This is a genomic window from Zoogloea sp. (assembly GCF_041904905.1).
GTDB lineage: Bacteria > Pseudomonadota > Gammaproteobacteria > Burkholderiales > Rhodocyclaceae > Zoogloea.
The window spans coordinates 1-4,146 of the sequence record NZ_JAYRMI010000118.1; the positions used below are offsets into that span (position 1 = coordinate 1).

A 4,146-nucleotide genomic window follows, 5' to 3' on the forward strand; every position below is an offset into this window, starting at 1 on the left:
GGCCGTGGCCGATGGCCTCGTGGAGCAGGATGCCCGGCCAGCCGTTGCCGAGCACCACCGTCATCGTCCCGGCCGGCGCCGGGCCGGCCCCCAGGTTGACCCGCGCCTGATGCACCGCGGCCTTGGCGAAGCCCGCCAGCACCTCGTCGCTGAAATAGCCGTAGTCGTAGCGCCCGCCGCCGCCGCCGGAGCCCTGCTCACGGCGGCCGTTCTCTTCCATGATGACGCTGACCGACACCCGCACCAGGGGGCGCACGTCGGCCGCCAGGTGACCGTCGCTGCGGGCGACCAGCACGACCTCCCACGAGCCGACGAGGCTGGCCATCACCTCCTTGACGCGCGGGTCTTCGGCCCGGGCCATCGCTTCGAGGCGCTCCAGCAGCTTCACCTTGGCCACGTCGTCCAGCGAGCCGTGGGGGTTGTCGGCCCGGTACAGGGCCAGCGGGGGCTTGCGGACCGCCTCGATCTTGTGGGCCTTGCGGCGGCCGCTGTCGGCGATCGCGCGGGTGGCCGCGGCGGCATCCTTCAGGGCCTTCAGGCTGATGTCGTCGGAGTAGGCGAAGGCGGTCTTCTCGCCGGTGATGGCGCGCACGCCGACGCCCTGCTCGATGTTGAAGCTGCCCGACTTGACGATGCCCTCCTCCAGGCTCCAGGCCTCCGAGCGGTGGTACTGGAAGTACAGGTCGGCGTAGTCGAGCTTGTGCCGGAAGAGCTTGCGGAAGACCTTGTCGAGATCCTCGAGATCGAGGTCGTAGGGCTTCAGGAGCAGCTTGCTGGCGGTCTTCAGCGGATTGGGCGGCGGATTCTTGCTCATGGTGTCTCGTAGGGTGTCAACTGAGTTTGCGGTGCTTCAGGGCCGGCAGGCTGGTGCGAACCTCGGCGATGCGCTGCGGGTCCACGTCGGCGACGACGACCCCGGGCCCTTCGGCAAGACGGGCAACGACTTCACCCCACGGGTCGATGATTAGACTATCGCCCCAGGTGCGCCGTCCACCGGCATGCACCCCGCCCTGGGCGCTCGCCAGCACATAGCACTGGTTCTCGATGGCGCGGGCCCGCAGGAGCACTTCCCAGTGGGCGCGGCCGGTGGTGTAGGTGAAGGCGGCGGGCAGGACGATCAGATCCACCTCGCCCATCGCCCGGAAGAGTTCGGGAAAACGCAGGTCGTAGCAGATCGACAGGCCCACGGTGCCGCACGGGGCGTCGAAGGTGACCACGTCGCTGCCGGCCTCGATGGTGGCGGATTCGTCGTAGCGCTCGCCGCCGCGCTGGAAGCCGAACAGGTGCACCTTGTCGTAGCGGGCCACCCGGCGGCCGGTGTCGTCGAAGACCAGCGTGCTGTTGCGCACCTTGTCCGGCGCATCGGCCAGCAGCGGGCTGGACCCCCCCACCAGCCACACTCCGTGGCGCTGCGCCGCGGCCTTGAGGAAAGCCTGGATCGGGCCCTCCCCGTCCCGCTCGCGCAGGCGCACCTTGGCGGTCTCGTCGGGGGTGATGAGGGGGAAATACTCGGGCAGCACCACCAGCCGCGCTCCGGCGGCGGCGGCCTCGGCGATCAGCCGCCCGGCTTCGGCCAGATTGGCCTCCACGTCGGGGCCCGAAACCATCTGGACGGCGGCAATGCGGCAGGGGGGGCGGGCGCTCATGGTTTGTCCTCGCGGGATGATTCGGGGGTGTCCGGGGCCCGGCGCGGCGCCCGGGTGGGCGCTGCCGAGATTTTTTCGACCTTGGGATCGGACCATCCCCCGGTTACGACATACTCGAAACTGAACAGTTTCTCCACCGGATCGCGCAGCGCCTTCTGGACCAGATAGGCCGCCAGACCGACGGCGGGATGGATGACGCCGGTGGTGGCGATGGCAGAGCCGACGGCGACGGATTCGGACAGGGTGGGCTGGACCCGCACCCGCAGGTTCTGGGTCTCGCGGCCGGCATCGGCATCGCCGCTCATGAAGACCCGCGCCGCCGGGCCGAGGATCTCCAGGTCATCGGTGTGGAGCACGCCCTGATTCATCTGGATGCTACCGGAAATGCGATCGAAGGCGAATCCTTCCGAGAACACGTCCCGGAAATCGAGCGTGATGCGCCGCGGCAGCGCCTGCAGGCTGAGCACCCCGAGCAGCCGCCCCACGCCGGGTTCGAGCTGGGCGAACTGCCCGCTCTCCGCCTGCACCCGCATCTTTCCACCCAGGCTGGGGATGTGCAGCGCGGTCGGCGGGCCGCGCCACACCACCTCGCCTTCGAGTTCGCCCTTGCCGCGTCGCACCGCCTCCGGGTAGCCAAGGCGGGCCAGCATCTTCTCGACGTTGCCCACGTCGAGCTTGAAGCCCAGCCGGGTCTCCTCGCGGGCGCCGGGGCGCCACACGCCCTTGCCCGACAGGGTGCCGTCGGGGTTGGCGATGGTGAGCTGATCGAGCCGCCACAGGTCGCCCCGGTTGGCGGCCTTGAGTTCGAGCCGGCCCAGCTGACGGCCGCGCAGCACGAAGCTGTCGGCGGTCACATCCAGCCCGGGCAGCTCGGACAGGCGTTCGTCGTCGGGCCGGGCGGCATCTGCGGCGGCATCCTTCGCGGCGGAGCCCAGCGCCAGGTGGCGGAAGTGAGCCTGGAGCCGGCCCCGCCCCTGGTCGCGCCAGGCGATGTCGCCGCTGGCCTCGCGGCTCGACAGGCGCGCCTGCCAGCCGCCGTCGTCCATCACCGCGCGCAGATTCACGTCGGCCAGCCGCTGGCCGAGCATGCGCAGCTCGCCGGCGCGCAGGGCGATCCCGGACAGGGGGAAGCCGGCCTCGCCGGTGCCGGTCGGATCGGCCGGCCGCTGGTGGCGCTCGGGGTTGCCGGCGAGGGCCTTGCGCCAGGCGTCCGCGTCGAGGCGATCGGCGGTGGCGGCCACCAGCACGCCCTTGTCGGCCAGCCGCACCGGCTCGTTGAGGGCGATGCCGCCGCGGACGATGAGCGCCCGGCCACGCTCGAGCCGCCGCTGGAACTGGGCCTGGAACATCGACCCGGCCGACAGCTTGAGCACGTCGCCGGTCACGCCGCCGGTGCCGGGCGGCACGCCGATCTCGAAACGGAAGGGCAGGCTGCCGGCGGCCGACTTGTTGAGGGGGTCGGGCAGGCTGGACACCACGCCCTGCAGGTTGCTGTCGAGGACGAACTCGACGCCGCCCTTCTTGGGCACCGTCACCGCACCCTTCCAGGCGGCGCTGCCGGAGAGGTGGTCGAGCAGCGGCAGGTCGAGTTCCTGGCGCAGGGCGACGACGCTCAGGTTGCCCTGGGCGTTGAGCACCACGCTGCCGTCCGGCCGGGTGCCGCCGGCCACGCTCACGGCGTCGCCGAAGACCCGCGCGGTGCCGTTCTTCACGGTGAGCTGGCTCTCGGTGAAGCCGACCCGCCCGCCCGCGTCGGCGAACACCGGCAGGGCCGGGTCCACCTGCAGCCGGTTGTGGGCGAAGACGTACTCGCCGCGCACCTTGGAGTCGGTCATGCGGTGCAGGGGCAGCACCAGCTGGAGGCCGAGGTTGCCGGCGCCCTCGACCCGGAAGGGGTCGGTGAAGTGGTTGATGCTGTCGCCCACCGGGCTCTGGGCCACGAAGCGCAGGAAATCCTGGGTCGGCCCGCTGGCGGCGCCGTGGATGGTGAGCACCGCGTCGTGCTCGAAATCGGGCAGCACTGCCGTCACGTCCTTCAGCTCGGCGCCGAAGATGCGGCCGCGCTGGGCCTTGATGCTCATCCCCGCCCCCTCGAAGAGCAGCTCACCGGAGATGCCTTCGATCTTCGGCCAGCCCTGGGCGTAGTCGAGCTGCCCGTCGGCCACCCGAGCGGCGACCCGGAAGGTGCCGTCCTTCGGGTTGCGGAAGGGGAACTTCGCCAGGTCGCCCTTCAGCACCAGCCGCGCGTCCTGCGCCTTGCCGCCGACGAGGCTGTGCTGCAGCCAGTCGCGGGCGCTGGCGCCGACCACCGCCGGCATGTAGCGCCACACGGCGCGGGCGTCGGCCTCGGAGAGGCGCGCCTGCAGGTCGATCTCGCCCGGCGTGTCGGCGGTGGCCCGGTAGCGCCCGGCGGCCGAGCCGCGGGTGTCGCGGTTGGCGAAGTTGGCGCTGGCGAGGCTCACCTCCAGCCGCCCATCCGGGTGGCTCCAGCTGCCTTCGG

Annotated in this window: 3 protein-coding genes; all 3 read right to left on the reverse strand. The window is 71.4% G+C overall.

The annotated features are described in order from the left end of the window. Positions 1-814: PmbA/TldA family metallopeptidase (locus ACE3N6_RS18915; protein WP_374247374.1), on the reverse strand; the 814-nt coding region annotated here is incomplete at its 3' end. 16 nt (positions 815-830) lie between these two features. Then, positions 831-1,646: a carbon-nitrogen hydrolase family protein gene (locus ACE3N6_RS18920; RefSeq protein ID WP_374247375.1), complete on the reverse strand. Its 816-nt coding sequence runs from the start codon at positions 1,644-1,646 to the stop codon at positions 831-833. Then, positions 1,643-4,146: YhdP family protein (locus tag ACE3N6_RS18925; protein ID WP_374247376.1), on the reverse strand; the 2,504-nt coding region annotated here is incomplete at its 5' end. The genes ACE3N6_RS18920 and ACE3N6_RS18925, both read right to left, overlap by 4 nt.

Coding starts and splice junctions, on each gene's coding strand:
- ACE3N6_RS18920 (WP_374247375.1), bottom strand. CDS start 1,646: ATGAGCGCCCGCCCCCCCTGCCGCATTGCCGCCGTCCAGATGGTTTCG.